At 56.4% G+C, this 25,186-nt stretch carries 27 protein-coding genes; 14 read left to right on the top strand and 13 right to left on the bottom strand.

Features of this window, described 5'->3' with window-relative positions; genetic code table 11:
- Window positions 1-96: 96 nt before the first annotated feature.
- From LG409_RS00590 to LG409_RS00570, 5 genes are all read right to left on the bottom strand, one after another.
- Complete coding sequence (locus tag LG409_RS00590) at window positions 97-387, bottom strand: EscU/YscU/HrcU family type III secretion system export apparatus switch protein (protein ID WP_096921678.1); 291 nt, start codon at window positions 385-387, stop codon at window positions 97-99.
- A complete protein-coding gene (gene fliK, locus LG409_RS00585) occupies window positions 374-1,621 on the bottom strand; it encodes a flagellar hook-length control protein FliK (RefSeq protein WP_227407413.1) in 1,248 nt (415 codons plus the stop codon). Before fliK ends, LG409_RS00590 begins: the two co-directional genes overlap by 14 nt.
- Complete coding sequence (gene fliT, locus LG409_RS00580; RefSeq protein ID WP_052196442.1) at window positions 1,618-2,025, bottom strand: flagellar protein FliT; 408 nt, start codon at window positions 2,023-2,025, stop codon at window positions 1,618-1,620. The genes fliK and fliT overlap by 4 nt, the downstream gene beginning before the upstream one ends.
- A gap of 6 nt (window positions 2,026-2,031) precedes the next feature.
- A complete protein-coding gene (fliS, locus tag LG409_RS00575; protein WP_039180829.1) occupies window positions 2,032-2,448 on the bottom strand; it encodes a flagellar export chaperone FliS in 417 nt (138 codons plus the stop codon).
- Between the two features lie 173 nt (window positions 2,449-2,621).
- Window positions 2,622-4,313 carry an HD domain-containing phosphohydrolase gene (locus LG409_RS00570; RefSeq protein ID WP_227407412.1) on the bottom strand — a complete coding sequence of 564 codons (1,692 nt, stop codon included), beginning with the start codon at window positions 4,311-4,313 and terminating at the stop codon, window positions 2,622-2,624.
- 253 nt (window positions 4,314-4,566) lie between these two features.
- On the opposite strand from LG409_RS00570, the gene LG409_RS00565 reads away from it, so the two are divergent.
- A complete protein-coding gene (locus LG409_RS00565) occupies window positions 4,567-4,920 on the top strand; it encodes a flagellar protein FlaG (protein WP_039180835.1) in 354 nt (117 codons plus the stop codon).
- Between the two features lie 158 nt (window positions 4,921-5,078).
- Here the strand turns inward: LG409_RS00565 and fliE are convergent, their stop codons facing one another.
- Entirely contained in the window at window positions 5,079-5,405 is a 327-nt protein-coding gene (gene fliE, locus LG409_RS00560; RefSeq protein WP_039180838.1) for a flagellar hook-basal body complex protein FliE, read from the bottom strand.
- Window positions 5,406-5,661: 256 nt separating this feature from the next.
- Between fliE and fliF the strand changes: the two genes are divergently transcribed.
- The 13 genes from fliF (at window position 5,662) to fliR (ending at window position 17,651) form a co-directional block, all read left to right on the top strand.
- Window positions 5,662-7,413 (top strand): flagellar basal-body MS-ring/collar protein FliF, encoded by a 1,752-nt coding sequence (gene fliF / locus LG409_RS00555; protein WP_096921682.1) that lies wholly within the window; start codon window positions 5,662-5,664, stop codon window positions 7,411-7,413.
- Window positions 7,406-8,413, top strand: coding sequence for a flagellar motor switch protein FliG (gene fliG, locus LG409_RS00550; protein ID WP_039180845.1), 1,008 nt, complete (start codon window positions 7,406-7,408; stop codon window positions 8,411-8,413). The genes fliF and fliG overlap by 8 nt, the downstream gene beginning before the upstream one ends.
- On the top strand, window positions 8,406-9,161 hold the full coding sequence (locus LG409_RS00545) for a flagellar assembly protein FliH (protein WP_096921683.1): 756 nt from the start codon (window positions 8,406-8,408) through the stop codon (window positions 9,159-9,161). The genes fliG and LG409_RS00545 overlap by 8 nt, the downstream gene beginning before the upstream one ends.
- A 4-nt stretch (window positions 9,162-9,165) precedes the next feature.
- Complete coding sequence (gene fliI, locus LG409_RS00540) at window positions 9,166-10,554, top strand: flagellar protein export ATPase FliI (protein ID WP_227407411.1); 1,389 nt, start codon at window positions 9,166-9,168, stop codon at window positions 10,552-10,554.
- The gene (gene fliJ / locus LG409_RS00535; protein ID WP_096921684.1) at window positions 10,555-11,007 is read left to right on the top strand and encodes a flagellar export protein FliJ; all 453 of its coding nucleotides are present in this window, start codon (window positions 10,555-10,557) and stop codon (window positions 11,005-11,007) included.
- Window positions 11,008-11,156: 149 nt separating this feature from the next.
- Window positions 11,157-13,118, top strand: coding sequence for a flagellar hook-length control protein FliK (locus LG409_RS00530; RefSeq protein WP_227407410.1), 1,962 nt, complete (start codon window positions 11,157-11,159; stop codon window positions 13,116-13,118).
- Window positions 13,119-13,274: 156 nt separating this feature from the next.
- Window positions 13,275-13,748: a flagellar basal body-associated protein FliL gene (gene fliL / locus LG409_RS00525; RefSeq protein ID WP_096921686.1), complete on the top strand. Its 474-nt coding sequence runs from the start codon at window positions 13,275-13,277 to the stop codon at window positions 13,746-13,748.
- Window positions 13,749-13,769: 21 nt separating this feature from the next.
- On the top strand, window positions 13,770-14,825 hold the full coding sequence (gene fliM, locus LG409_RS00520) for a flagellar motor switch protein FliM (RefSeq protein WP_039180859.1): 1,056 nt from the start codon (window positions 13,770-13,772) through the stop codon (window positions 14,823-14,825).
- On the top strand, window positions 14,822-15,340 hold the full coding sequence (gene fliN / locus LG409_RS00515; RefSeq protein ID WP_039180862.1) for a flagellar motor switch protein FliN: 519 nt from the start codon (window positions 14,822-14,824) through the stop codon (window positions 15,338-15,340). Before fliM ends, fliN begins: the two co-directional genes overlap by 4 nt.
- A gap of 23 nt (window positions 15,341-15,363) precedes the next feature.
- Window positions 15,364-15,774 carry a flagellar biosynthetic protein FliO gene (fliO, locus tag LG409_RS00510; protein WP_422822516.1) on the top strand — a complete coding sequence of 137 codons (411 nt, stop codon included), beginning with the start codon at window positions 15,364-15,366 and terminating at the stop codon, window positions 15,772-15,774.
- Window positions 15,775-15,836: 62 nt separating this feature from the next.
- Complete coding sequence (gene fliP, locus LG409_RS00505; RefSeq protein ID WP_422822518.1) at window positions 15,837-16,559, top strand: flagellar type III secretion system pore protein FliP; 723 nt, start codon at window positions 15,837-15,839, stop codon at window positions 16,557-16,559.
- Window positions 16,560-16,586: 27 nt separating this feature from the next.
- A complete protein-coding gene (gene fliQ, locus LG409_RS00500) occupies window positions 16,587-16,856 on the top strand; it encodes a flagellar biosynthesis protein FliQ (protein WP_039180870.1) in 270 nt (89 codons plus the stop codon).
- 3 nt (window positions 16,857-16,859) lie between these two features.
- Complete coding sequence (fliR, locus tag LG409_RS00495) at window positions 16,860-17,651, top strand: flagellar biosynthetic protein FliR (RefSeq protein ID WP_039180874.1); 792 nt, start codon at window positions 16,860-16,862, stop codon at window positions 17,649-17,651.
- Between the two features lie 52 nt (window positions 17,652-17,703).
- Here the strand turns inward: fliR and flgL are convergent, their stop codons facing one another.
- From flgL to flgF, 7 genes are all read right to left on the bottom strand, one after another.
- Window positions 17,704-18,945 carry a flagellar hook-associated protein FlgL gene (flgL, locus tag LG409_RS00490; protein WP_227407408.1) on the bottom strand — a complete coding sequence of 414 codons (1,242 nt, stop codon included), beginning with the start codon at window positions 18,943-18,945 and terminating at the stop codon, window positions 17,704-17,706.
- 15 nt (window positions 18,946-18,960) lie between these two features.
- Entirely contained in the window at window positions 18,961-20,619 is a 1,659-nt protein-coding gene (flgK, locus tag LG409_RS00485) for a flagellar hook-associated protein FlgK (protein ID WP_227407407.1), read from the bottom strand.
- A 67-nt stretch (window positions 20,620-20,686) separates the two neighbouring features.
- A complete protein-coding gene (flgJ, locus tag LG409_RS00480) occupies window positions 20,687-21,700 on the bottom strand; it encodes a flagellar assembly peptidoglycan hydrolase FlgJ (RefSeq protein ID WP_189462939.1) in 1,014 nt (337 codons plus the stop codon).
- Window positions 21,700-22,782 (bottom strand): flagellar basal body P-ring protein FlgI, encoded by a 1,083-nt coding sequence (locus LG409_RS00475; RefSeq protein WP_167385731.1) that lies wholly within the window; start codon window positions 22,780-22,782, stop codon window positions 21,700-21,702. The genes flgJ and LG409_RS00475 overlap by 1 nt, the downstream gene beginning before the upstream one ends.
- Before the next feature lie 89 nt (window positions 22,783-22,871).
- Entirely contained in the window at window positions 22,872-23,561 is a 690-nt protein-coding gene (locus LG409_RS00470; protein ID WP_039180887.1) for a flagellar basal body L-ring protein FlgH, read from the bottom strand.
- Between the two features lie 38 nt (window positions 23,562-23,599).
- Entirely contained in the window at window positions 23,600-24,382 is a 783-nt protein-coding gene (gene flgG / locus LG409_RS00465) for a flagellar basal-body rod protein FlgG (protein ID WP_039180890.1), read from the bottom strand.
- Between the two features lie 30 nt (window positions 24,383-24,412).
- A complete protein-coding gene (gene flgF / locus LG409_RS00460) occupies window positions 24,413-25,171 on the bottom strand; it encodes a flagellar basal-body rod protein FlgF (RefSeq protein WP_039180892.1) in 759 nt (252 codons plus the stop codon).
- Between the last annotated feature and the right edge of the window lie 15 nt (window positions 25,172-25,186).

The raw sequence follows: 25,186 nt of genomic DNA, 5'->3' as shown, positions 1-25,186 counted from the left end.
CGAACGACCCAGGCGCGCCGTTGTGACCGTTATACTGGCGCCATTGATGACTTTTTCTTTACCTAGCATCATGGTTGCATACAACGATTGCATTGGCTACTTGCGCCTTTCACGCTGATTCAGCTCACCGTCTGACAATTCAAATACCCATACCAATAGCTCCGCCACCACTTGATACAAGCTGGCGGGTATTTCAGCATCCAGCTCCAACTGCATGAGCAACGCGACAAGCTCGGGTGCATCATGGACATAGATGCCCTGGCGCTGGGCTTCGGCCATGATCCTGTCGGCCAGCTCACCGTACCCTTTTGCCACTATTCGCGGCGCCTGTTCACCCTCTTTATAGGCCAGCGCAACGGCCTGTCGCCGACGCTCACTGGACATCATCCACAGCCTCCTCGGATGGAATATAGCGGGCTTTTACCTGCACTTTAGCGAAATCGAGCGCACTCAAACGCTGCTCCAGGCGATCCAGCTCACTATCGAGCCGCTGGTAGGTATCAGGGTTATCAGCCGTCAGATCGATACTGAGCACCTGATGGTGCAGCCATAGCGCAATGCGGAAGGCGCCCAGTCCAGGCACATCGAGCTGCATTTCTGAACGCCACCCTGGCTGGGAATCTTCTGGCTGCGCTTTTTCATCCTGAGGGTCACGCCCTGGCAGATTGATCACCAGCGCCATGAAAATGCCGGCCCATACGTCCCCTTCCCAACGTAGCGTAGGCGTGACCAACATTTCCAACTGTTGACGCACTACGCCCTGCAGACTGTCATGCACTACTTCTCTCACACCCCGAGTCGCCATGTCCTGTTCTGCAACCGCCGCTGCTGGCTGTACGACGGGAGCATCCCTACGCTCGGCCATGAAGGGCGCGAAGGGCTGATTGGGTGTCACGACAGCAGGCGCCGAGGGCGCTCCCGAGGACGAAGACGCAACGGGGAGAGGCAAAGGCCGCTCCAGCAAAGCATCGCCCCCTTTGACGGGTATCAGGGGAAGATTGGGCAAGATGGTCATGGCGCTGCCCTGAGACGACGCACCCGTGGGGATCCCGGTAGCAGCCAGCGGCATCATGGCCGACATGGGCAGGGACGCAGGACGAGGCCCTGGCTGCATCTGTGGCTCACGCAGAAGCTGTTGACGAGGCATGTCGCCCTGAAACCAGCGCTTGAGGTGAGATTCGTAAAATAGCCCGCTATCACGAATACTGCCCTCCAGACGGCTCGCCACCTGTGTCGTCGACAGCGGCTCCTGAGGTGACAATAGCGGGGCAGCCGGCCTGATGACGGCGGGAGGCGCAGGAAACCGTAGCAGCACGTCGGCAATGGTGCGCGCCGCAGGACTGAAATGCGTTTGGGTCGAACTTGGCGTGGCGTTGGGCGTGGCATTCCCGGCCGGAGGCTGTCGAAGCCCTTCTGCCGTGCCAGACAAACGCCGCAGGTCGCCCAGCAGCGGATTGAGAGGCCGCCCATCGAGGCTGGCATCCCCCTGCAAGGCTCTTGGCCCCTCGCCCGGGGAAACTGGCTGGACTGGCGAGTTCAAGGCGCGAAGAGAAGAGGCCTCAGCCTGGCGACCCAGCACCTGATGTAACAGCGTATCAATGAGTGGCGTGATGCCACTCACGAGGCCCCCTCATCCTTGGCGATATCCGCAGCAAAGGCACTTCCACCTTGCTGAGGAGCATAAGCGCGATGCAAGTCTCGCTGACGCTGGGTCACGCTGATCAATTTACCCAGCTCGTCTCGCCTGGCTACGAGACGACGCCGAATTTCCACGTCATGCTCCAGGATATGCTCGAGCAGTTCGGACTTGCGACGCTTGCCATCGTCATCCAGCAAGACCAGGCTGTCCAGTTCGCGCAACTTTTCCACCAACACTACATAGTTGCTGCGTTGCTCTATCAGCTCGGCCCACTGCTCTTTGTCTGCAAGCTCATGCATGTGATTCACGCTCACCAGCAGCCTTGCATAGGCATCGATGAGCGCTTGCTGGGAGTTACCCTGGGCTGCTGTTTCGGAAGCTGTCATGTTGCCTCACGCACTTTGCCGTTGACCAATTTCACGCCATGCAGAGGCAATGTCCTCAAGCAGACGATCCGCCTGATTGAGGCTCTCTTCATCGTTACGCAGATTGGCAGCCAGCAGCAAACGGGCAATGTAGTCATAGAGCGATGCCAATTGCTCGGCAATCTCGCCCCCTTTCTCCTGATCCAGCGCCGCAGCCAAACCGTTATTGACAATATCCAGCGCCTTGGAGATGGATTTGCCCTTCTCTACGGTATTGCCCGCCTGCATATGAATACGCGCCGCACGGATCGCCGCCTGCGCGCCATCGAACAGCATGACGATCAGTTGATGAGGGTCTGCCGACATGACGCCACTTTCAACGCCAACGCGGGCGTAAGCGCTTGCCCCTCGACCGTAGGCCGCACCGCTGCGAGTGTAAGTCATTAGTGGGCTCTCCTTGTAAAGGCAGTAGCCAAAAGGTGGCTATACACTGCTGGATAATTGAGATTCGGCATAATTGCTCGCTATCTGATATATCGGCGCCGCAACAGCGGACTTTAATGAGCACAGGCTTTATTTGCCGTGCGATCGCTACGAATGATCCAGATCAAAAGAACTCAAGTAGAAACCGCCACTTCTCTCATCGGTTTACCAAGCCGCTCCAACACATCTCCGCGCACGACGCCCAGCAGGCTCTCACGCACAGGCGGCTCGGCTTGCTGGGTCAACACCACTTCAAAGGGCGCCCCGTTGTCATCCAGGCGCACGATCCATCCCATCTGCTCACTGGCAAAGTACACGAGCGAGCCAATGGGCAACGTCCTGAAATGCTCGATATAGCGCTTGATCCATCGTGCATCGAACTGATGGGGATGGCTCAGCAAATGCCGATAGATCTGCTGGGCAGTGCGTGCTGGTCGATCCGGCCGATCCCGTCTCATGGCCTCCACCACGTCGACCACGGCGCTCGCCTTGGCCAGCTCGGTAATGTCCTCTCCCGTCAAGCCATCCGGGTAACCGCTACCATCGAGGCGCTCGTTGATTCCACCAATGACCGCCTGCGCCACCGTGGCCGACAACCACTGGCAAGTATTCAAGCGAGCCAGCAACAGCGACACATGCTCGCTCAACACGTGACGATGATTGGGCTCGAAATTGGGCGCCTTGAAAACCACCTGGGGGATCAGGGCTTTGCCGAGGTCATGGACCAGGCCGCTGGCAACGATGGCCTTGCGCACGTCGCGGGGCATATTGCCACCCACCAGGTCGAGCAAGTGAATAGCCACAGCGATCCCATGCCGCACCAGCAAGGGCTCCATGGAGAGGCACCGAGATGCGAACAAGAGCGCCTCGCGATCCTCTTCATGAAGCTGCAGGATACGGTCGGCATTACGAGACAGCTGTCGCGAGTCGACATCGTGACCTTGCTGCAGCATCAGCAGTTGAGCGTCCAGATAGGCGGCCACCTTGACCAGACGCCTGGCGGTTGGGGTGGCATATCGGCGAATGTCCCGCCTGCCAACATGCTCGCTGTCAGGTGTGCGCTTGCCGGGCTGCTCGAACAGCGGCGAGGGCTGACGCTCATCCTGGGACTCTTTCTTGTAACGCGAGGCCTCACGCTCGATTTCACAGACGAAGTACCAGATCTGCCGCTCTTGCTCGGAGGTGCAGCCAGCAAAGCGGAACCCCACACGCAGCAGGTGGCGCTCTGCGTCTGTTTTTTGATGACGAGCAACGGCATGCACGTCGAACTGAGTGCCATCCGGAAAGGCAAACACCAAACGCATGGGCTCCGAGGTCTCGGTCAGCACGCCACTCGCTGCCAACGGCAGCTCCAACTGACACCCTTCCTGGGAGAGGTCTCGCAACTCACCCTGCACCCCTTCTTCGCCATCGCCGTAAACGGTCGCCGACACCACCATGCCCATACGCAACTCGGCACGGTATGACTCACGGCGCTGGAGGACGTCTACCGACTCCGGGTAGTCGCTGCAGCACAGATAGCGCCCACCAGAGCGACGCGTTTCCGTCAGGACGAGCAGAGGCGTGCGTATCACCTTGCCCTGAGATTGCCCACGCAGAAAGAAGCGTTCGCCCTGCTCCAGGCGATACAGCAGATAGTCGACGGAAGACAAGTCCATCACGAGCGTCTCACCCTCGTGCTGCTCCATCAACACAATGGGCTCTGGACGCGCCTCAGGGGCATCAAGGCAAAGCGATACCCCACCGCTCTCTATCATGGTATTCAGCAGAGAACTGATGGCGGATGGGTTCGAAATACGTTCATACTCATCTTGCTGGACTGCCATGCGTGCCTCGCTTTCACAGCCGTGGTGGTCAGGTGAACCCACCCTTGAAATAAGGGAACTGAGCATAACAGAAGCCCCAATGGCTCCGCATGCCGATTGCTGCGTATCAGACTTTTCTTTTTGTCTATACTGGAAAAGATAAAGTTTGTGAAAATCTCGCCGATAACATTGTTGGAGGCTATCCAACACCTGCATCGGCCTCTAAGTTTACGTTACCCAGCCTTAGACGGCTTTGAAAAGAGGAACGTTGTTTATGGGCCCACTGCCAATCGACCCGATGGTCTCTATTACCAATACTCTCGCACCCCAGGAGCGCGCTCAACGCACACCCCCTGAGGTTGCCTCGCCCTCTCAACCGGAGGAGCGCACGCCATCGGCGTTGAGCACCACGCGAGATGCCCTTCTGGAACCGATACAACGCATCAATGAAGCGATGAGACCACGCGGACTCGAGTTCGATATCAGCGAGGAGTCTTCGCGCATCATCACCCGCGTCATTGACAGTGAAACCGGCGATGTCATCCGTCAGATTCCTGCCGAGGAAATCATCGTGATGGCCGAACGACTGGAGGAACTTCAAGGGAACTTGATTTCTTTGAATGCATGAGACTGACAGGCTCCATTCGCTGACCAGCCACTTGAGCGGGATGGTTGAGATCCGCGGCATCGAGGCGACGGCCCTGTCTGCACATTTTGCTACTGTCCAGAGGCCCAGCCTAGTGCCGCGACGCCAGAGCGTCGCGTTCTTCCAGAGCAACCACGTCCTCACACCTGCATGTTCATGACGTCGCGGTAGGCCGTCACCAGGCGATTGCGCACCTGCAGCCCCATCTGAAATGCCACGCTGGCTTTTTGCATGTCCACCATCACATCGTTGAGCTCGATGTTCGGCTCTCCTGCCTGGAAGGCCATGGCTTTGGCATTGGCTGACTGCTGCAAACGATTGATTCTTTGAATAGATGCCTGCAGCTCACTGCCAAATCCCGCCTGCCCTACGACGGTCGAGACCTGCTCGCCACGTACTGGCTGGGCAGCTTGCGCGGCCAGACTATGCATTTGCTGTAACGCAGACTGTATGGAGGGCGAACTCATACCAACTCCTCATATCGCAGAGGTTAAAGTGTTAGCAGGAGCCTACCATCGACACAGCCCCCCTCATACGAACAAATGCGCGTGAAAAGCCAAGCTTTTCGTTCATTTATGGTGGACGCACCTCATCATAATGGCGTTCATCACAATTCCGCCCTAGTTGCTTGGCGGATCACCGCGATTGACGGAAATAGCCTATGCCTTCTTTGGTGATGCGCCTGGGCCGACACCCGTTTTGCCAACCCTGTTGGAGGGATGCATGAGCGAAACCGGTGCTACGGCAGGCCGTCAAAACAGCACGACAGCAAGCGCTTCGCAAAGCGGAGTGGCGGCGAACGAATCAGCCTCCCCCTCAACCTTCGAGCGCACCATGAAGCAACTGCGCGGCAATCCGCTCGTGGTTGTCCTGGTGGCTGCAGCGGCCTCCATTGCGGTGGTGGCAGCACTTTTCATGTGGGCCAGCAGCCCAGAATACCGCGTGCTTTACAGCAACCTGAACGAGGCAGACGGTGGACGGATCATTGCCGAGCTGGACAGCCGTGGCGTTCCCTATCAGTTCAGCCAGGGGGGCCAAGCCTTGCTTGTCCCCAGCGCACAGGTCCACCCTCTCAGGCTCCAGCTGGCCGAGCAAGGGCTTCCCAGAGGCGGCAATCTAGGGCTTGAGCTGATGGACAATCAGGCCTTCGGCATTAGCCAGTTTGCGGAGCAGGTCAACTTTCAGCGCGGCCTGGAAGGCGAACTGGCACGCTCGATTGAATCCTTGGGCCCCGTCGAGCGTGTCCGCGTTCATATTTCGATGGCAAAGCCATCCGTTTTCGTTCGTGACCGTGAACCCGCCAAGGCCTCCGTCGTATTGACGCTGCTGCCTGGACGCGTTCTGGGCGAAGGCCAAGTCAGCGCCATCGTCCATATGGTGTCCAGTAGCGTTCCGGAGCTTTCCACCGAGAACGTGACCGTGGTGGATCAAAACGGTCGTCTGTTGACCGCCAACTCCCAACAAGGCAATGATCTGGACGGCACTCAACTTGCCTACATCACCGAAGTCGAGCGGTCATACCAGCAGCGTATCGAGAACATCCTGCTGCCTATCGTGGGACGCGACAACGTTCGCGCCCAGGTCGCCGCGCAAATCGATTTTTCTCGTCGCGAAGAGACGTCGGAGCGCTATCGCCCCAACCAGACGCCCAACGAATCTGCCGTTCGTAGCCGCCAGCTGAGCCTGTCCTACGATGGCGACGACCCCTTGGCATCAGGCATTCCCGGCGCGCTGAGCAATACGCCACCAGGCGTCGCGCCCTCTCCGATCAACCAGCCCGATGACGACGCCGAGGATACGACAACTGAACCTGGCGCCTTACGCAACTTGCGCCAAGAAGACGTCGTCAACTACGAAGTCGATCGCAGCATCGAGCACATTCAGCATCGCCTGGGGCAGATCGAGCGCCTGACAGCGGCCGTGGTCGTGAACTTCCGTACGGTCATCAATGAAGAGGGAGAAGCCGAACAAGTCGCCCTCAGCGAAGAAGAAGTGGCACAGCTAGAGCGCCTCGTGCAGCAAGCCATGGGCTTCTCTGACCTGCGCGGCGATCAGGTGGAAATTGTCAACACGCCGTTTGCCAGCGATGACGATGGCCGCCTGGAGCCAGTCTGGTGGCAGCAACCTGACACGCTTGCCATGGCGGCAAACCTTGGCCGCTACCTCTTGGTAGCATTGGTTGCCCTTCTGCTCTACTGGCTGATTTTGCGCCCGTTGATCAAGCGCTACACGCAACCGCCCGTGGTGGCAGCTGCCATGCCTGGAGGCATCTTGAACACCAGCATCGGCAGTGAAGATGACGATGAAGAGAGCGTGGGAGACACCGATGAGGATGATACCTACAGCGGCAAACCCAAGCGTCGTCGCAAGACGTCACTTTATGAACACAACCTCAACGACCTGCGGGAAATGGCCCAAGAAGACCCACGCATGGTCGCCATGATTATCCGCAGCTGGATGAACGCCAATGACTAGCACGTTTGCCGAAATGACCGGCGCGCGCAAAAGCGCCATTCTGCTGCTGGCCCTGGATGAGGACAGTGCCGCCGAGGTATTCAAATTCCTCAGCGCCAGCGAAGTGCAGGAAATCAGCACCGAGATGGCGCGACTGCATCAGGTCTCCCATGAAGACATGAAGGCCGTGCTGGAGGCGTTCCACCGAGAAACCGAAGAGTTCGTCGCACTGAATCTGAACTCCAGCGAGCATATCCGCTCCGTCTTGACCAAGGCACTGGGCAGTGAACGCGCCACCAGCCTGATCGAGGATATTCTCGAGTCTACTGGGGAAAACTCTGGTATCGATGCACTCAACCTCATGGAAGCCTCCATGGTGTCCGAGCTGATTCGTGACGAGCACCCGCAGATCATCGCGACGATTCTGGTGCACCTGGATCGCCATCAGGCGGCCGACATCCTCGAGCTGTTCGAAGAGAAACTGCGCAATGATGTGGTACTGCGGATTGCGACGTTCAGCGGTGTGCAGCCTGCCGCGCTGCAAGAGCTGACCGAAGTGCTCACCAGCATGCTGGACGGCCAGAATCTCAAGCGCAGCAAGATGGGCGGCGTGAGGACCGCGGCCGAGATCCTCAACCTGATGAACTCGGCCCAGGAAGAAGTCGCGATCGAGACAGTGCGTTCTCACAGCGAAGACCTGGCTCAGAAGATCATCGACGAAATGTTCCTGTTCGAAAATCTGCTCGACCTGGACAATCGTGCGATTCAGATGGTGCTTCAGGAAGTGGAAACCAACTCGCTGGTGGTGGCACTCAAAGGCGCCCAGGACGCACTGGTGGACAAGTTCCTGCGCAACATGTCGCAGCGTGCTGCCGATCTGGTGCGCGAAGACATGGAGGCCCGTGGCCCCATCCGTGTTTCCCAGGTGGAAACCGAGCAAAAAGCCATCCTGCAGATCGTGCGGCGCTTGGCAGACTCAGGTGAAATTGTGCTAGCCGGTGGAGATGATGAGTATGTCTGATACTCATTCGCCTGAATTCGACCGTCACGGCCAGTGGCGACGCTGGCAGATGGAGGAGTTACTCACTTCACCAACCGCTGATGCCGATAGCCTGCAAGGGCCGAGCGCTCACCAGCGCAAAGTCGAGGCTGCTCAGCGAGCCGCTGCGGAAGCACGCGCACGAGAAGAACACGAGCGTCAAAAAATTTATGACCAGATTCGCGAAGCGGCCGAAGAAGAGGGTTATCAGGCTGGCCTGGCACGTGGGCATGAAGAGGGCCTGACCAAAGGACTGGAAGAAGGCCGCGCGCAGGCGGAAAAGGAACTGGATGTACAGCTTCAGAAAACGCTAGCGCCACTGGCGTCCTTGGCCAAGCAGTTTTCCGAGGCGCTTGAACGGCTGGACGACACCATCGCTCACGACCTTGCCGACCTGGCGCTGGCGACCGGCAAGCAGCTGGCCGCCGATGCTCTCGATGAACACCCAGAGCACATTCTTCAGGTCGTGCGCGAGCTTCTGCATACCGAGCCCCCTTTGGTAGGCAAGCAACGTCTGTGGCTGAACCCCACGGATCACACTCTCGTTGAAACGCACCTGGGTAGCGAACTTGAAGCTGCCCAATGGGTGCTGCAGCCTGACGATCAGCTCGCCCGCGGCGGCTGCCGCGTCACCAGTGCGCAAGGCGAGCTGGACGCCACCTTTGAAAGTCGCTGGCAAAGCGTTCAAGCGCAGCTACGCAAGCGCCACAGCGCGCCATCGTCAGGTTGATACGATGAACACGCTCACCTGCCCGCATCAGCACCGCTGGCGCAAAGCCCTTCAACGCACCACTCAGCGCGTCAGCCGCTTGCCTCACTACCGCACCAGCGGCAGAGTCGTCAGGGCCACGGGCATGGTCATCGAAGTCGTTGGGCTACGTGTCGCCGTGGGCAGCGCCTGTCATATCGAATTGCCCGGTGTCGATGGACGCTTGAACGACAGCGATAAATTTGCCGAAGCAGAAGTCGTCGGCTTTTCAGGCGACAAGCTCTTTCTGATGCCGCTTGAAGAAGTTTCCGGCTTGATGCCTGGCGCGCGCGTCACCCCACTGGTCGATGGCAACGGCCATAGCGCGCGACGCTTTCCGATGGGAGAAGAGCTGCTTGGGCGGGTGCTCGATGGCAATGGCAATCCCCTCGATGACCGAGAGAATATCGAAGAAGCTCCACGCACGACGCTCAGCTCCAGGCCTTTGAACCCACTTTCAAGAGCCCCCATTGAAGCACAAATCGACGTAGGCATTCGCGCCATCAACGCGCTATTGAGTGTCGGCAGGGGGCAGCGCATGGGGCTATTTGCGGGCTCGGGGGTGGGCAAATCCGTCTTGCTGGGCATGATGGCACGCTATACCGAGGCCGACGTGATCGTGGTCGGTCTGATTGGCGAACGTGGGCGCGAAGTACAGGACTTCATTGACAACATATTGGGCCCCGAGGGCCGTCGGCGTGCGGTCGTCGTCGCTGCGCCTGCGGATACCTCCCCGCTGCAACGCCTGCAAGGCGCTGCCTACGCCACCCGCATCGCCGAAAGCTTCCGCGATGCGGGCCGCAATGTACTGTTGATCATGGATTCGCTCACCCGCTACGCCATGGCCCAACGCGAAATCGCGCTGGCCATTGGTGAACCTCCTGCCACCAAGGGGTATCCGCCGTCCGTATTTGCCAAGCTCCCGGGACTGGTTGAGCGCGCAGGCAATGCAGAGCGCGGAGGCGGCTCCATTACTGCTTTCTACACCGTACTGACGGAAGGCGACGACCAGCAGGATCCCATTGCCGATTCTGCCCGCGCCATTCTGGATGGCCATATCGTTTTGTCGCGTACCTTGGCAGAAGCAGGTCATTATCCCGCTATCGATATCGAAGCATCCATCAGCCGCGCCATGACAGCGATCGTCACGCCCGAGCAACAGCAGGAAGCGCGCACCTTCAAGCAAATTTTCTCACGCTATCAACGCAATCGCGACTTGATCAGCGTAGGCGCCTACAGCCCAGGGCATGACCCCAGGCTGGACGAAGCGGTCAACCGCTTCCCAAGCCTGGAACGTTTTTTACAACAGAACATTGATGAGTGCGCAACGCTATCAGAGTCGCGTCAAGCGCTGCACACGGTGGTGGGAGGCTAAATGAGTAACCATCAGATCGACATGCTGACCGGCCTGGCTCGCGATGCCCGCGATCAGGCAGGCAAGCTGCTGGCCCAAGAGCGCCAGACGGAACAGCAAACGGAGGCGCAGCTGGCGTCACTGAGCCGTTATCGTGTGGAGTATGCCGAGCGTCTGCAGCAGGCGATGAGAGAGGGCATCGACCCGGCCACCATGTACAATTACCAACAGTTTCTAGCCTCTCTTGACGCGGCACTGAGTCGAGCACGTCAAGCCCTGGCAGCACAACAGAAACGGGTACAGCAAAGTCAGCAACACTGGCAGCAAGAGCAGCGTCGGCTCTCTTCTTACGATACACTGGCTTCACGCCGCTTGCTGGAAGAGCATCGCCGTCAGGCCAGGCACGAACAAAAAGCCAACGATGAGTTGGTCACCAACCGAATGGCTCGCCAGAGCCCTGATAAGCTACTTTGATGCTGCCCTGGGTAACCAACATGCATTCTATCACTCAGTTATTTTTACCCAGTAATGGCCAGACTATTGGCTCGGCCTCCCTAATTAGGCAGAACGCGGGAGAGACCGAACGTGGCGTGTTTCATCAAACCATGCTCGAGGTGTCGCGCATGGGGCGTTTGCCAACGCCTGACGACATAGCAGCACTTGCCGATAGAGGAGCGCCACACCCAAGTCTGGGCCACGTTATCTCGAAGGCACAAACAGCTATCACTGAATCAAGCAAGCCTACTGAGCCTGCCATCAGCGAATCTGGTCGCTCTGACGCTGCGCTCTTTAATGATATGAATATATATCAAGTACTACCAGAAACAACCCTCTATACGGCTAGTACTCCTTCGGTATCGACAGAAGAAAGACTGGCACACTCCATTGTCAGCTTACGTACACTCGCCAAAGGACAGGTTCATATAGCGACGGCATTTTCTGCTGCCCAAGATACAGTAGCTAAACAAGTTCATAGACAAATTGTTATGCCTACACAAGCAGCTGCGAATACGGTCTCGGTAGGTATGATGCTCCTATCAGTCGAGACTATTGCAACTGCTGTTCTTCAAGCAGTCGACAAGCTAGCTACCGGCACAATGCCAGAGCACCACGCCCCAGAAGCTCTCGGCATCATTGATACTCCTGACTCTTTCAATGCCCAAGCTTTTTTATCATCGCCCACTATTTTTTTCTCGGCATCCGGGCAATCAGCACAACCACCAAAAAGTGATTCTTCAAGCTCTCTGACAACGGCTACCTCAACAACGCACGACCTAACACTAGAGGAGACAATCACTACGATCACCTCTAGCCTAGAGATTTTGAGTCGTCACACTCCCCGTACATCGCCAACCCACCAGCAAATTCAAGGTGCACTTGAAAATACTGAGGCAGTAAAAACAGCAAGTGCGCAAGATGTTACTGTGTCACTTTTTAGCCAGCTGAGTCTATTTCCCGATAGCTCTCCCGGCGCTGCAGACACTCATGAAGCGTTTGCTATCGTACCCACTGCTTCAGCACTATCGCCATCATCAAGCAATACAAACGAAACACTAACAATCGAGTTGGTAAAGATCACTTCCGGCTTACAAACTTTGCACCAACTATGGGAATCGGATTCTCGACACATCTCCGATGGTAAGCAATCCCCATATCCTCTAGCAGAGCACCTGAAACAGATCAGCCAATTAGCACATACGCTGTTAACACAGACCGCGGGCGGCCATACCTCTACCCAGCCAACCCATACATTGACTGAGCTAGATGAAATTGCCCAGCGCATATCATTAGTATCAAGCTATGCTGGTCATGCATGGCCCCGCGCCCAGACAACTCCTTCGATAACAAACACCGTTGATGTGCTATTTGCTACTCAAGGTAACACGCAACAGATCGTACCGTCCTCGCCCGCAATGCTTATAACGGCGCCAAACCAGCCCAACTCACTTTCAGTGGAGTCCACAAACACATGGTCAATGCTGCAAAATGTTCCGCTTTCCGATAGCCATGTTATGGCAACTTCGACTAGTTACGCGCAGGGCGACCAACCCCAGAAACCAATAGCAGTATCAGGCGAAACAACCACTTTACTGCCCATAGGTACATCCACATTAGGCAGCCTACCTTCGCCTTCAACGGCTGCGCAATTTGCATCGTCACCCGCTCTGATTTCAAGTCCCGGCTGGGCAGCACAGCTTGGGCAGCAACTATTACATTTCGTCAAGCGGGGCGGGGAGCAGCGTATCGAAATGAAATTAAATCCTTCTGACCTAGGGCCACTCTCTATCTCCCTAAGAATGACAGAGCAAGGGACACAGGCCCAGTTCCTTTCCGCTCATGCGCATGTACGACAAACCCTTGAGCAAGCTATCCCACAGCTAAGGGAAATGCTTGCAGAGCAAGGCATTACCTTAAGTGATACTTTCGTAGGTGACCAGGGCGCTGGGGATGAGAGGTTTGAACATAAGAATAGGCCTGGGCAGCTTGTTGAGGAAGGCGACATGCCTAACGAACACAACCACCACAACAGCTCTTCTAACCTGGTAAACGTATACTCGGATGGGCGGGTAGACCTATACGCATAGCTGTATATCATCACGAAATTAATGCATGGTGTGTGAATCAACAGTTAGCAAAACCAAGAGATAGGCTCCTCCGATGAGCCTGTTCATTTCTTCATAATTACTCGTGTCAGGCATAATGCTCAGTGAGCGTCTTCCGGGATCATGATGGGAAAATCAATGGCTGAATCAAGCGGCGGATCTAAAAAACTGCTTCTGGTAATGATCATACTGGTACTGCTCTCTTCGGCGGGTGCAGCTGCAGCGATCTATCTCGTTCTTGACCAGCGTGGAGGAACGGAGGGGGAGCCCCAACAGCAAACGCTAGCGCCGACGCCACCCGTCTTCACGCGTATCGAACCTTTCACGGTCAACCTGGCCGATGATCGCTTCGGGTCACGCCTGCTCTATACCGGCATCACACTGCGGGTAGGCAACGAACAGAGCAAAGCCATCATCGAAGAGCACATGCCGCAAGTACGCAGCCGGCTGCTGATTCTGCTGTCTGGCAAGCAAGCGAGTGAGCTGACCTCTACAGAAGGTAAAGAAGCGCTTGCTCAGGCTATCATCAGCCGTTTGTCTGTGCCCTTGACCGAGAACCAGCCCCCCCTGGATCTCAGGGAAGTGCTGTTCACCGAATTTATCGTTCAATAATCCCGGGTACTGGAGCCGTTCATGTCGCAGGACGATCTACTGTCCCAGGAAGAAATCGATGCCCTGTTGAAAGGCGTCAGCGGTGATGACGAGCCAGCGGCTACGTCATCTCACGCACAGGATGAAACGCGTATACGCCCCTATGACCCGTCGACCCAGCACCGGGTCATCAGGGAGCGTTTGCACGCACTGGACTTCATCAACGAACGCTTTGCTCGCTATTTCCGCAATGGGCTCTTCAACCTGATCCGCCGCAGTTCGGATATCACGGTCGAATCAGTGCGCTATCAAAGCTTCAGCGACTTCTCGCGTAACGTTCCGGTACCTACCAACCTGAACATTGTGTCGATGAAGCCACTGCGAGGTTCTGCGCTGGTGGTTTTCCCTCCCAACCTGGTCTTCATGGTGGTGGACAACCTGTTTGGCGGCGACGGGCGTTTCGTCACGAAGTCGGATGGCCGTGAATTTACCAATACCGAGCAGCGCATCATTCAGCGGTTGTTGAACCTGGCCATAGATGCTTATCAAGAAGCGTGGAAGGTCGTCTACCCGCTGGATGTGCATTTTCTGCGCTCGGAAGTACAGTCCAAGTTTGCCAATATTACCAATTCGCCTAACGAGATCGTCGTCAATACCAAGTTCAATATCGAAGTAGGCAATTTGTCGAGCAGTTTCCAGATTTGCATGCCCTACGCCATGATCGAGCCGCTCAGGGACCTGCTGGTCAACCCGATCAATGACAGTAACCACGACAGCGATGGCACCTGGTCACGGCGCATGGCCAGCGAACTGCGCCAATCTGAAGTCGAGCTCATTGCAGAGTTCGCTCAGATCCCCAGCCGTATTGCTCACGTGATGGGTTTGAAAAAAGGCGATGTACTGCCTATGGACATCCCCTCCACGATTACAGCACGGGTCGATGGTGTACCTGTGATGGAGTGTGAATACGGTAGCCAGCGACAGCAGCGCGCTTTGCGCGTGCTGCGCATGATCGACCATGCGGCCATGAATAACGTATCGTCCAAGGACTTTATCAAAGGTTCAACGCGACAGAAAGCTAAGGAACCCAAAGCATGACAGACCCAAACAAACCCGATCAAAAAGTATCTGATGACGATTGGGCGGAAGCCATGTCTGCACAAGATGAGTCATCGTCCAGCGCCGATGCCGCCAGTGACGATGACGACCCCTGGGCTGCCGCGATGGCGGAACAAGAAGCTGCCGAGCAATCGGAGGCCACGGAAGAGCCTGCCCCCGAAGCCCCCAAGGCAAAACCTGCCAGTGACGATGTCTTCCGTCCTCTGAGCGGTGAACCCAGCAGTGGCGCGACCCGCGATCTGGAAATGATCATGGACATCCCCGTCAAACTCACCGTCGAGCTAGGCCGTACCAAGCTGACGATCAAACAATTGCTGGAGCTCGCCCAAGGCTCGGTCATCGAGCTGGAAGGTTTGGCAGGTGAGCCGATGGATATTTTGATCAACGGGTATCTGATTGCGCAGGGCGAAGTGGTCGTCATCGAGGATAAGTACGGCATCCGTATTACCGAGATCATTACGCCGTCAGAGCGTATTCATAAACTAAATCGATGAGTGTCGCGACGACTTCGAATTCCGTGGATGCGTTAAGCGGCGGTGATGCCCTGATCGGCATGGCGGTCCTTGGAAAAACCGCTGCAGCGCTGGCACTGGTGGTGGCAATCATTCTGGTGTGCACTGCGCTGCTCAAACGCTGGCAGCAGCACCGTTACGATCATGGTGCCCATCTGCGCGTGGTGGGTAGCACCGCCATTGGGAGCCGCGAACGGGTGGTGGTCGTCGAGATAGAGGATACCTGGCTCGTGCTCGCCGTCAGCGGTGGAAAAGTATCCATGCTCCACGAGCGGCCTGCTCCTGAAGACCGCGCTGCCCCCATAGCCGAGAGTTCGCCCTCTCCTTTTTCACAACGCTTCAGCAGCGCCTTGGCCAACCATCGTCTCAAGCGCTCCGGCGCTCAGCACACCACCGACTCTCAGCCCAAGCCATGACCCATGCTCTGCCTTTGTTTCGCTCCATAGCACCACGCGGGTGGCTGTTCAGCCTGCTTTTGATGGGCTGCCTGCTGTCTTTGCTCTCCCCTGGCGTGGAGGCACAGCAGTTGCCAGGCTTGGTCTCCCAGCCGACAGATGATGGAGGCCAACAGTGGTCTCTATCGCTGCAAACGCTGCTCTTCCTGAGTTCGCTGGCATTTCTACCTGCCATGCTATTGATGATGACCAGCTTCACGCGCATCATCATCGTGCTGAGCCTGTTGAGAACGGCCATGGGCACCCAGGCCACGCCTCCGAATCAGGTATTGCTGGGCATTGCCCTGTTCCTGACTTTTTTTGTCATGTCACCGGTCATCAGCCAGGTATACGACACGGCCTGGGTGCCCTTGACACAGGAAGCCATCAATTTCGAAGAGTTCTTGCTTCAGGCCCAAATTCCGTTCAGAGAATTCATGCTGGCACAAACGCGGGAACCTGACCTGGCTCTGTTCGTACGCTTGGCTGACATAGGCCCCTTGCAAGGCCCCGAAGAGCTTCCCATGCGCGTCTTGCTACCCGCCTTCGTGACCAGCGAACTGAAAACCGCATTTCAGATTGGTTTTACGATCTTCATTCCCTTCTTGATCATTGATCTGGTGGTTGCCAGTACGCTCATGTCGCTGGGGATGATGATGGTTCCCCCGGTCACGATTTCACTACCCTTCAAGCTCATGCTGTTCGTGCTGGTGGATGGTTGGCAACTGATCATCGGCTCACTGGCAGAAAGCTTCTACATGATTTAGCACCGCGGGACGGTAAGGAGAACGAGCATGACGCCAGAGATGGTGATGAGCCTTGCCTACCAAGGAATGCGGGTAATGTTATTCCTGGCGGGCCCAATATTGCTGGCAGCGCTCTTCGTCGGCCTGCTGATCAGTCTTTTTCAGGCTGCCACGCAGATCAACGAGATGACGCTGACCTTCATTCCTAAAATTCTTGCCGTGTTCACCGTACTGGTCGTGGCAGGCCCCTGGCTCATTGGCTTGATTACCGATTTTACACATCGCCTGTTCAGTAATATTCCCGCGATGGTGATGTAGGCCGTGGTCGAGGTCACCTTTGCCCAGCTACAGGGCTGGCTGGTCGCGTTTTTCTGGCCCTTCGTGCGCATTACGGCCTTCATGACCGCCTCCCCACTGTGGGGCCACTCCAGCGTGCCTAATCAGGTCAAGGTGGCACTCGCTGCCGTCATTGCCATCGTGATAGCCCCTTTACTCCCCCCGATGCCGGATGTAGCGCTCATGTCATGGGCAGGCGTCGGCATCATCATCGAGCAGATGTTGATAGGGCTGGCCATTGGCTTGGTCATGCATATCATATTTGCCGTGGTGCAGGCGGCGGGCGAGTTCATCGGTTTGCAGATGGGGTTGGCCTTTGCCAGTTTCTTTGACCCCTCCAGCGGCACCAACATCATGGTGTTGTCGCGCATTCTCTATACGGTGACGCTGCTGATGTTTCTGGCTTTCAATGGCCACCTGATGGTGCTGGAGGCTCTGATCATGAGCTTTGTCACGCTGCCCATAGGCATCGGGACCTTGAACCCTGGCGCCTTCGAGCTGCTTGCCCGCTATGGAGGTACCATCTTTGCGTCAGGCATGCTGCTGGCACTGCCACTAGCAGGCCCACTGCTCATCATTAGCTTGTCGTTGGGCATCCTGAACCGTTCAGCACCACAGCTGACGGTGTTCAACATCGGTTTCCCCACGTCTATCCTGGTGGGCCTGACGCTGCTGATGGTACTGATGACCGACCTGGGCAGCTTTCTACAACAGCTGTTCAGTCAAGGCGTGATGTTTACTCAAGGGCTGATCGAAGCCATGGCCCCCATAAATTGACGCCCTGCCACTGGGCAAGTGGCAGGGCGTTTCGCAGCATGGCGAGACAAGGTCACATAAAATCGAACAGCGATATGCCCTTGATATCGACGAACGCACGCTGTGCCGCCTGCAAACCTACCTGACGCAGGCTATATTCGGAGATCGCCGCGGCATAGTCCAGATCCACAAGATCAGAAAGCGTCTGCTCGTAGTTGAGCATCCGGTTGCTGCCGACCGCGTCGATGACATCCAGCTCATTCAGCCTGGCGCCTGCAGAGGCCCGTACCGTCAACACATTGTCCAACGCATTGTCCAAGTCACGCATCGAGGTATTGAGCGTGTTGCGCAGCGCAGCCTTCTGGCTACTGCTTTCTGCAGGCGTCTCCAGAACACGAATGGCCGCTTCCATGGTACGGAACAGGTCTGCTGGTCGTTGCTCGCTCCCTGAACGCGCGACAAGAATTTCATCGCCTGCTTCGGAAGGACCGCGCAGCGTTACGTTGACACCGCCAAAGCTCAACTGTTGACCACTGGCATCGTAGGGCTGCCCCACCTGTCCAGCAACGTCCAGCCAGGCCGCGCCATCGAACTGCTGCAAGGTGTAAATAGACTCACCGGCGCCATTTTCTGCGAACCTGACACGGAAGCTATCGCCGTAATCAGGGTCGTTGACGTTGATCACCTGAGGGCCATTGATGGTTACGCTACCCTGGTTCGCCACGTTGGCCTCGGCGATGTAGCCGGCACCACTGGGCACTTGCTGGAAAATGGTCACACCATTTTCAGTGACCGGCATTAACCGCGATGCATCGACCCGCTGCTCACGACCGTTATTGTCACCTGTATATTCGACACTGCCATCAGCGGACTTCACGAAGGGCGGGGCGTTATCCTTGTAGCCGCCAAAAATATAGCGTCCATTGCCGTCCGTCGCGTTGGCCTGACCAATCAGCGTTTCATAGATGCCTTTTAGCTCACTGGCAATAGACTCTCGGTCGACATCGCTCAATGTGTCGCTGGATGCTTGAACCAATAATGTTTTAGCGCTTATGACGGCATCGCTGATACTGTTTAGAATGCTTTCCGTCTGCGACAACGCATTTCGCGCCGACACACGAGCATCAGCATACTGTTGAGTCATTGCCTTCGACTGGTCTACTCCAACGGCACGTGATGCGGCCTGCGGGTCATCAGATGGATTGACTACACGCCGGCCACTGGCAATTTGCTGGCTCGTTTTCAGGAACTCGTTCTGCTGACGGTTTATAGAAGCCGTACTCTGCTCGAACATGGTGACCGTACTAACACGCATCGCCTAAGCCTCTTATTAGTTCCGCAAGTTCAAAATGGTGTCCATGATCGTGCTTGCTGTATCGATCACGCGTGCATTTGCCTGATAAAATTGCTGGAAACGAATCAGGTTGGCAGCTTCTTCATCCAGATTAACGCCTGACTCCGACTGCTGCACAGCGCGTAGCTGGTCTGTCAAACCTTGACGTGCATCGAGGTTCACCTGAGTGATATTTGTTCTGTTGCCAACATCACTGACCAGCACACCGTAAGCACCGCTAACGGTTGCCGTGCCACCCACGATCCTGTCGTTCTGCAAATTCTGTAAGGCTAACGCATTACGGTTATCCCCCGAACCTGCCGCTACCCAGTCTTCAGAAGGGGCTTCAGGATTGATAGGCTGGCCCGCAGCAATTTTATCCAGATCCGTAATACCAACGACCATGTCACTGGCCGCACGACGCAAGGGCTGCACCTCGTAGCGGTCACCATCAGGTGGAACCGTACTAAACGTCATGGACAAGCCTCCGAAGGAGAGCGTATTACTATCGGCATCCCAACCATTGCCAATATCTACAATTGAGCCACTATCTTTACGTATTACCGTTGGCTCTCCGCCCTCAAAGCTGACGGTGTAATCTGTCGCGCGGAGCTGATCCATATTGGTTGCATCGAAGCGGATGCTGACAGTAGCGAGCGAGCTATTGGATGAATAGCTGTATACCTGGGGGGAGCGGACTTGAAAGAAGTCGCCGCCTTGCTGGCCATCGAGATCCAGACCTTGCTTGTGCTGCTCATTGAAAGCTACCGATAGAGAGACAGCCAATTGCCCTATCTGATTTTGAGTTTTGTCCAGACTTTCTGAGCGAAAGGCCATCAGGCCGCCCAACGCGCCGCCCTTGATGGCAGACTCATCCAGTTGAATAACATTATTACTGCTATTCCGATAGCCCACAACGATACGCTGAGGGTCATTGTCGGATTGTATAGCCTCGAGTTTGAAGGCATTGACACCGCTCACCAAGGGTTGGCCATTGGGCAGGCTCAGGTTGTACGTCTTCCCGTCCTGGACATTTAGCTTAATATCCAAGCGATCATTCAACTCTGAAACCAGAAAGTCCCGCTGATTGAGCAAGCTGTTGGGAGCCTCTCCCGTCCTGGCTCGAGCTAGAGAAATTTCTCGATTCAAGGAAGCCACCTGCTCAACCGTATTATTAATTTGAACGACCTCATCACGTATCTGGCTATTAATGTTGGTCTGCATGTCCTGCAAGTAACCGTCAAAAGAGCGGAACTGAGCACTGAGTGTGTTCGCAGCCCCCAGGACGCCTTGTCGCGCAGCTGGGTCGGAAGGTGAGCTGGCCAAATCCTCAAGAGAAGAGAAAAAGTTCTGCATCAAGGGCGATAGACCTGCCGCCCGGTCAGCCAGCAGATTATCAATTTGGGAAACCTGATTATAGTAAGTAGCCAACGCGCTCGACTGGGTCTTCGCATCATTGAGCTGGTTGGCAACATAAGTATTGAACTGCCGCTCAATATCATTAACGCGCACACCACCGCCAACGCGACCCTCACCTAACAAGGTCAACTCTCGATTATAGCCGGGTGTATATACGTTACTGATATTGTTACTGGTCGTATTCAAGGCATTCTGCGCAGCATTCAGGCCGCTCAAGCCGATCGAAAACATGCTCATGGTTCAATTCCTTAGGCCGATATCTGGTTATCGGCAATGCGCAGAAAAACTTGAATACCCCGCCATGCTAGCGAGCATCCGCCAACAAGTTGCTGGATGTGCCGAGGGGACCCATGGTGTTCATTACCGCGATCAACTTCTCGGCATAACGTGGGTCGGTCGCATACCCACCGCGCTGAAGTGCATGTGCGGCCTGCTCTGGTGAGCCTGCCTGCACGACACCCGCATACCGAGGGTTATTGCCAATCAACCGGGCATAATCGGTAAACGCATGCTCGAACGAGTCATAGACACGAAAAGCATCGACGACCTGTGTGCGTCGACCGTTGATATATTCGTGGGTCACGATATTGGTCGTGTTCCCCTGCCAGTGACTACCCGCCTTGATGCCGAACACATTGAAGCTGTTACGCCCTTGCTGGGTGGCTATCTCATGCCTTCCCCAACCGGTTTCCAGCGCCGCCTGGGCAAGAATCAACTCAGCAGGGACACCCGTGGCCGCACTCGCCGCTTTCGCAGGCATCGCCAGCGTGTTCATGAAACGCTCGACGTGTTCATGCGGATGAGCCGCTCGCGGGGTGGCGGCCTGGCTCTCGACCTGACGAGCCTCACGCTGACGAACGATATCCAGCTCATGATAGAAACGACCATTGCCAGTGTTGTCATCACGCCATGTTTCTGGTGGCTGAAGCGGATTATCCAGCACTCTGGGTGTCCCACGAGGTATGCCGGCGATCAGTGCTTGAAGCTCCTGGTCGGCATCCGACGCTTTGCCAATGGCGCCTTGACGCTGCAACTGGTCGATCAAGGCATCCGCCAGCCCAATGCCGCGAGACGCCATGACCTGCGACCACTGCTGATCCATCATCGACTGATAAAAACTCATGTCACGGCTGTTCATCAGGCCTGACGTTGGCGTGGCATCGCGCATGCTTTTGACCATCATTTGAATGAACAGCGCTTCAAACTGCTGGGCAGCACCTTGCACACCCGCCTCGGGGTCGACCCGAGCGTTATGCTGAAGGCGCTGAAAGCCATTCATGTCCAACGCGAATTGGCTCGTCATGTCTCCCATGCTCATCAAATGATCTCCAGCTCGGCGCGTAATGAGCCAGAAGCCTTGAGCGCCTCGAGAATCGACATCAAGTCTTGTGGTGTCGCCCCGAGAGCATTCAGCGCATTGACTACTTCATTGAGCTGCGCGCCTTCGACGATCTGCAAATACGCCTCCTGCTGCTCGATGTTGATATCCGCATCGGGCACGACCACCGTTTCACCCTGGCCCAGTGGATTGGGCTGGCTTACCCCAAACTGGGTATCGATCATGATGGAGAGGTTGCCATGGGCGACCGCTGCACGACGCAGAGTCACCGCACTGTTCATCACCACAGAGCCGGTCCGCGCATTCAGGACCACGCGGGCAGGTGCTTCCGTAGGTGTCACTTGCACATTTTCGACACGCGCCATGAAGTTGACCCGCTCGTTGGCGTCCATGGGGCCATCCAGCGCAATCACCCGGCCATTTCTGGCATATGCCACCGAACGTCCAAACTCGCTGTTGATCGCCGAGACCATGCGTTGCACGGTGCCAAAATCAGCGTCGTTGAGCTGCAGTTCCAGCGCGCCACCATTGCCACCCAGGTTGAGCGGCACTTCACGCTCGACCAGAGCACCATTGGGGATCCGGCCAGAAGATTGCTGATTGATCTGTACGCTACTGCCACCCGCCTGAGCGCCGGCCCCACCCACCAGCATATTGCCCTGAGCAATGGCATAGGTATCGCCATCGGCACCCTTCAAAGGCGTCATCAACAGCGTACCGCCACGCAAGCTGCTGGCATTGGCGATGGACGACACCACGACATCGAGTCGTTGGCCAGGCCTGGAGAACGGCGGCAAGTCGGCGGTCACCATGACGGCCGCGACATTACGCAGCTGCAGGTTGGTACCCGGAGGCACGGTGACACCCAGCTGGGAAAGCATGTTCGTCAAGCTCTGGCTGGTGAAAGGTGCTTGCGTGGTCTGGTCACCGCTGCCATCCAAGCCTACGACCAGGCCATACCCCACCAGCTGGTTGTCGCGAACGCCAGCAAAGTTGGCCAGCTCACGAACCCGCTCAGCCTGAGCGGGTAGCGCCAAAAGGCAACAAGACACCCATACCATTACGCACGACAGGGCTTTAATGGGACTACTCACCTTCCACAGATTCGCCATATTGCAGCAGGCCTCTTTTGTCGAACGGATCAACACGCCTAGAAAGGCGATACATTGAGGAAGAAGCGCTGTAGCCAACCCATATGCTGCGCTTCATTAATGTAGCCATCACCGACGTACTCGATTCTGGCATCCGCCACTTGAGTGGATGGCACCGTATTTTGGGCAGTGATCGTGCGGGGATTCACAACGCCAGAGAAGCGAATGAACTCCGTTCCCTGATTGATGGCGATCTGCTTCTCACCACGCACCCGCAGGTTACCGTTGTTCATCACTTCCAGAACGGAGACGGTGATGGTGCCGGTAAACGAGTTCGTGGCCTGGGAACCACCGCCACCCGCAAAGATATTGTCTGACGAAACATCGAACCCGAAATCTTCCAGAAAATCGATGATTTCCGGTATTTGTGCGATATCCAGGCTAGCCGACCCGCTACGATTGGCATTCGACTGCGCACTCTTGCTGGCACTGACTTCCTCGTCCAGCACGATGGTCAGGATGTCGCCAATCGTACGTGGGCGCCGATCTTCGAACAGCGGCTGATAACCACGCCTGGCTTGATAAATAGAGCCATTAGGAACGGGAGGCGGACGATCGACGATATTGATCTGCTCTTGCTCGCCGACTACCGAGGCGCGTGGTATCTGCGCACACCCTGCCGCCATCAGAATGAACACTGCCATTCCAACGAGCGCCAAACGGCGCAAACTGCCATGAAGTTCTAACATAACGCGACCCTATCTCTATGCTCTACGAATCGGCAGCATTAGAGCTGGCTCAAGCGCGCCAACATCTCATCGCTGGTGGAAATGGCGCGGCTATTGATTTCATACGCGCGCTGCGTCTGAATCATATTGACCATCTCTTCAACGACATTGACGTTAGACGTTTCGACATACCCCTGGAACAGACGGCCAGCGCCATTGTTACCCGGTACATTCTGGTTGGGCGCACCTGACGCACCGGTTTCCAGATACAGGTTGCCACCGATGCTTTCCAGACCCGTCGGGTTGATGAACGAAGCGACGTTGATCTGGCCGATGTCTGCATCCTGAGCAATACCCGGCTGACGGACGCTCACGGTTCCGTCTTCACCAATCGTGATTGCTAGTGCATTGGCAGGGATAAAGATGGCGGGTTCGAGGGGGTAACCATTCGCCGTGACCATCTGGCCATTTTCATTCAACTGAAAGTTACCGTCGCGAGTATAGCCAATGGTGCCATCGGGCAATAACACCTGGAAAAAGCCCTCGCCATTGATGGCCAAGTCACGAGAATTGCCGGTCTCTTCAAGGCCACCCTGTGTGTGCAAGCGCTCTGTGGCAACAGCACGCACACCGGTCCCTATCTGCATGCCCGAGGGCAGTCGGTCCTGAATGTTGTTCTGCGCACCGGGTTGGCGCATGTTTTGATACAGCAAATCTTCAAATACCGGACGAGAGCGCTTGAAACCGTTGGTGCTGACGTTCGCCAGGTTGTTGGCGATGACATCGAGCTTGGTTTGCTGTGACTCCAACCCGGTTTTGGCAGTCCACAAAGACTTGATCATGGCATTGTTCCCTTGGCTGAGTGGCTGCGATTAGCCTTGAATCGATAGGATGCTGTTGGCACGCTGCGCATTCTCATCGGCCGTGCTCAGCATTTTCATTTGCATGTCATAACGCCGCGCAACGTCGATCATGGACACCATGGCATCGACGGCACTGACATTACTTCCTTCCAATGCGCCACTGACCAACCGGGCGTCTTCGTCAGCCGGCAAGGTGCCAGGCTCTCCATCCTCGTTGGGCGGCGCTCTGAACAAGCCATCGTCGCCACGTATCAGTGCCTGTTGATCTGGCGTGACCAGCTTGATGCGACCAACGTCCACCATCGCTGCGGGGCCCTCGCCTTGAGGAATGGCGCTGATGGTCCCATCTGCGCCAAAGGAGATCTGCGCGCCTTGAGGCACCGCAATGGGGCCCGCATCCCCCATCACTGGGCGGCCAACGCTTAGCAGCACGCCATCACTATCCAACTGCAGGTCGCCGCGCCGGGTATACGTCTCGGTGCCATCCTCCGCCAACACCGCCATCCAGGCATTGCCTTGCATGGCGACATCCAACATTCGGCCGGTACGCTCGATGGGGCCTTGCGAGAAGTCGGTTCCCGGCGTCGTGGTAACGGCCGACACACGGGTCGGCAACACGCCATCGCCTTGCACGGGCACTGAGCGTACCGCCTGCAGCTGGGCGCGAAACCCTGCCGTGGAAACGTTAGACAGGTTGTTGCTGACCACTGCCTGCTGGTCCATGGTGTGTTTTGCGCCACTCATGGCGGTGTAAAGCATACGATCCACAGCGTGCTCCTTAGC

It is taken from the genome of Halomonas sp. NyZ770, from assembly GCF_020616575.1.
In the GTDB taxonomy this organism is placed as follows: Bacteria; Pseudomonadota; Gammaproteobacteria; order Pseudomonadales; family Halomonadaceae; genus Vreelandella; species Vreelandella hamiltonii.
The sequence above is the reverse complement of the archived record's forward strand: the minus strand, read 5'-3'. Positions and strand labels throughout refer to the sequence as shown.